Raw genomic sequence first — 3,977 nt, 5'->3', positions numbered from 1 at the left:
CCACAGCTGCCGTGCCCTCCTCCGCTCCGGCCTGGCCGAAGTCAGCCAACGAGACGCGCTCCACCTGGAGTTGGATGTCTACGCGGTCCAGCAGCGGTCCTGACATCCGGGCCACGTAGCGGCGCCTCATCATGGGCGTGCAGGTGCAGTCGAGGCCTTTACCGGAGGCCTTGCCACAGGGGCAGGGGTTGGCGGCAAGGACCAATTGGAACCGCGCGGGATAGGCCGCTGTTCCGGCCGAGCGGTGAATGACCAGCTCCCCGCTTTCGAGTGGTTGACGCAGCGCATCCAGGATGCGCCGCTCATACTCGGGTGCCTCGTCAAGGAACAGGACTCCGCGGTGGGCCCGGGACGCCGCGCCCGGGCGGGGCAGCCCCGAACCCCCACCGATAATGGCCGCAGCGGTAGCGGAGTGGTGCGGGTTTTCGAACGGCGGACGCCGCAGGAGCTCAACAGCGGACGAGGGCAGGCCGCAGAGGGAATGGATGGCGGTGACTTCCATGGCTTCGTTGTCCGCAAGGTCCGGAAGCAGCCCTGGCAGGCGCTCTGCCAACATGGTCTTTCCCGCGCCGGGCGGCCCCATGAGCAGAAGGTGGTGGGCGCCGGCCGCCGCCACTTCCAGGGCCCGACGGGCATCGCCCTGCCCCGAGACATCAGCCATGTCAGGCACAGCGCGGGCGGCATGTGAAGAGTCGCCCTGGCTGCACTCATCTTCCGGCTCGAAATCCAGGGCGAGCTCCTGGGGGTCTGCCCCGAAATCGAGGGCAAGCCGGGCGAGGGTCCGGTAACCCCGGACCCTTGCCCCGGGCACCAGTGATGCTTCTGCCAGGTTGGCATGGGCCACGACCACCTCCGGGTAGCCGGCCTGGACGGCAGCCATGACGGCGGGAAGGATGCCCCGCACAGGCCGCAACCGGCCATCCAGCCCGAGTTCAGCGATGAAGACCGTCCGCCCGGTGGGTTTGATGTCATTCGCTGCCCGCAGGACGGCCATGGTGACGGCCAGGTCAAAGCCCGAACCGCGTTTGGGGAGCGACGCTGGAATGAGGTTTGCGGTGATCTTCCGCCGGCTCAGCGGGATTCCGGAATTCTTGGCGGCGGAACGTATCCGTTCCTTGGCCTCGTTAAGGGCGGCATCCGGCAAGCCCAGAATCACGAAGTTCGGCAGGGTCTGGCCAATATCTGCTTCCACCTCGACGATGTACCCGTTCAGGCCCACGAGCGCCACCGACCAGGTCCGCCCGAGAGCCAACTACCCCACCCCCTTGAGGTGTTCCACCAGGGGTTCGCCGCCGCCGTCGTCCACCACTGCGATGACGTCCACGCGCCGCAGCGGCATCCGCAGCTCCCGGTCCCGGCACCATGCCGAACCGAGCCGGTGCAACCGGGCCAGCTTGTCCGCTCCTACGGCTTCGAACGGGTGCCCGTAGTCCAGCGACCGACGGGTTTTCACCTCGGCGATGACCAAAGCGTCCCCATCCAGGGCCACAATGTCGATTTCGCCTTCGGTGCAACGCCAGTTGCGTTCCACCACCAGCATGCCCAGCGCTTCAAGATAGCCGGCGGCCAGGTCCTCGCCGCGGCGGCCCAACAGGTCTTTGGATTTCATTTCTACCTCCGCAACCAGCCTGCGGGGGCAGGGCTGCGGAGGACACCGTGCCAGGGGTCTATGTGGGTAACCTCAGGAAGATGGCACCCGTGTGGAGGAACAGTGGCCCGGCGGGAAGGAGCTAATTGCCGAGGTCAACGTCCTTCGGCAGGGCGAGTTCCTCATTCCGTGGCAGTTCTTCGACGTTGACATCCTTGAACGTCAGTACCCGGACTGTCTTCACAAAGCGCGCGGAACGGTAGACGTCCCACACCCATGCATCGTGCAGGGTCAGGTCGAAGTAGACCTCACCGTCGGCGCTTCGGGCCTGGAGATCAACGTGGTTCGCGAGGTAGAAACGGCGCTCGGTCTCGACAACGTAACTGAAGAGCCCGACGACATCCCGATATTCACGGTAGAGCTGCAGCTCCATGTCGGTTTCGTAGTTTTCAAGATCCTCTGCACTCATGCTTCCATCTTGCACCATTCAGGGGGCCGCGGGCGCCGCGGCAGCCGTGCGGCGCTGCTACGTCCCGGCCTCGGGGAACAGTTCGCCACCCAGGAGGTTCCAGCTCACGCGATGGTACGGAGTGGGCCCGGCGGCACGGAGCGCGTCCCGGTGGATCGCGGTGGCATAGCCCTTGTTGAGGTCCCAGCCGAAATCCGGGTACTCGAGGTGCAGGCCGCGCATCTGCTCGTCGCGCTCAACCTTGGCAATAACACTGGCAGCCGCAACACTGAGGCACTGCATGTCGGCTTTGATCTTGGTGTGGACCGGAGCGTCACAGCCTGGATCCTGGGCTGCCTCATCGAAAAGGGAAAGCTGCTCGGGTGGCGATAGCCAGTTGTGGCTGCCATCGAGCAGCACCACATCCGGGCTGACGCCTGCTGCGAGGATGTCCAGCCACGCACGGGTACCGGCCAGCCGCAGAGCCGCGATGAGCCCCAGATCGTCGATCTCCCGGGAGGAAGCGTGACCCACTGCAGAGGCCACACTCCAGCTTCTGACCAGCGGTTCGAGGCGCACCCGCTCTGCCGGGCTGAGCAGCTTGCTGTCCCGGACGCCGGTCAGGGGCTTCTGCTTGTGAAGATCGACGACGGCGATCCCGACGCTGACAGGGCCTGCCAGCGCGCCGCGGCCCACTTCATCAACGCCGGCCAGATAACGGGCACCCTGCGTCTTGAAGGTCCGTTCGTGCCGGAGCGTCGGCGGTTTCGCCCGGAGTGCCCCGGCTTTGCGGACCGGTATCCCGGCCGTGGCTGCGGTTGCCGTTGCGGCTGTGGCTGTGGCTGTGGCTGTGGGGAGGATTGCGGACACTGCTAGCCCCCTGCGGGCACGTCGCGGAACACTTTGGGGTAGTTGTCGAGGACGGTGATCCTGTTCAGTGGCCAGGCGATGACGGCTGCCTTGCCCTCCACGTCCTCAAGGTCAACAAACCCGCCGTTCGAGTCCAGGTGGGAGCGGGAATCTGCGGAATGGTTTCGGTTATCGCCCATGACCCAGATCTTCCCTTCCGGAACGACGACGTCGAAGGCGCGGATCTGCGGTTTTTCATCGGTGTTGACGTAGCTTTCATCGATGGGAGATCCGTTAATGGTCAGTTTATCGCCGGCGTCGCAGCAGATCACGTGGTCTCCGGGGAGTCCGATGACCCGTTTGACGAGGTGCTGTTCGGAGTTGTCCGGAAGGAGGCCCACGAAGGTCAGGCCGTCCTGGACCCATGTGAACGGTCCTTTTTCTTCTTCGGGCGCCTCGGTCAGCCATCCCTGGTTGTCCTTGAAGACCACCACGTCGCCGCGTGAGAGTGCAAACGGCTCCGGCACCAGGAGGTTCACGAAGATGCGGTCATTGACGTCCAGGGTACTGACCATGGACTCCGAAGGAATGTAGAAGGCGCGGAAGAGGAATGTCTTGATGAGGAAGGACAGGACTACTGCGATCACCACCACTGTGGCAATTTCCTTCAGCCAGACAAAGAGCTGGCTTGGTTCCTGGCGCTCGGCCTTGGGCGCCGCGGACCGTCGCCCAGCTGAAGGCGCCGCTGTTCCGGTATCAGCCCCGGCCGCCGCCGTCCGGGCGCCGGCTTCGGCGGCAGTGCCTTCCGCGGAGATGCCGGGAGCACCATCGCGGGGCGGCTCTGGTATCCGGGATTGATTCTCGGGCATCTACTGTACGTCCTCTGTCATTGGTCCTGCTGCTGCCGCTGCCGGCCGTGGTATCCCAGCAAATCTATCAAGTGGCCAGACGATCTGGAGCGGCCTGCCGATCACTCTGTCCAACGGAACCATGCCCCCGCCCGGCGCACCCAGCAGGCTCCGGGAGTCGGCGGACTCGGATCGGTGGTCGCCGAGGAGCCACAGCAGGCCAGCGGGCACCACCGCACTGAAG

At 65.1% G+C, this 3,977-nt stretch carries 6 protein-coding genes; all 6 read right to left on the bottom strand.

Features of this window, described 5'->3' with window-relative positions:
- Positions 1-1,252, bottom strand: a 1,252-nt coding sequence (locus DBR22_RS15675; protein WP_108599787.1) for a YifB family Mg chelatase-like AAA ATPase, incomplete at its 3' end; no start/stop codon positions are given.
- Entirely contained in the window at positions 1,253-1,609 is a 357-nt protein-coding gene (locus DBR22_RS15670; protein ID WP_108599786.1) for a YraN family protein, read from the bottom strand.
- A 121-nt stretch (positions 1,610-1,730) separates the two neighbouring features.
- Positions 1,731-2,057 carry a DUF2469 domain-containing protein gene (locus DBR22_RS15665; RefSeq protein ID WP_108599785.1) on the bottom strand — a complete coding sequence of 109 codons (327 nt, stop codon included), beginning with the start codon at positions 2,055-2,057 and terminating at the stop codon, positions 1,731-1,733.
- A 57-nt stretch (positions 2,058-2,114) separates the two neighbouring features.
- Positions 2,115-2,837: a ribonuclease HII gene (locus tag DBR22_RS15660; RefSeq protein WP_181365208.1), complete on the bottom strand. Its 723-nt coding sequence runs from the start codon at positions 2,835-2,837 to the stop codon at positions 2,115-2,117.
- A gap of 71 nt (positions 2,838-2,908) precedes the next feature.
- On the bottom strand, positions 2,909-3,754 hold the full coding sequence (lepB, locus tag DBR22_RS15655) for a signal peptidase I (protein WP_108599784.1): 846 nt from the start codon (positions 3,752-3,754) through the stop codon (positions 2,909-2,911).
- Positions 3,755-3,977 (bottom strand): S26 family signal peptidase (locus DBR22_RS24630; RefSeq protein ID WP_258229242.1); only part of this gene is annotated, 223 nt, incomplete at its 5' end.

Source organism: Arthrobacter sp. HMWF013 (genome assembly GCF_003061105.1).
Taxonomy (GTDB): Bacteria; Actinomycetota; Actinomycetes; order Actinomycetales; family Micrococcaceae; genus Arthrobacter.
The sequence above is the reverse complement of the archived record's forward strand: the minus strand, read 5'-3'. Positions and strand labels throughout refer to the sequence as shown.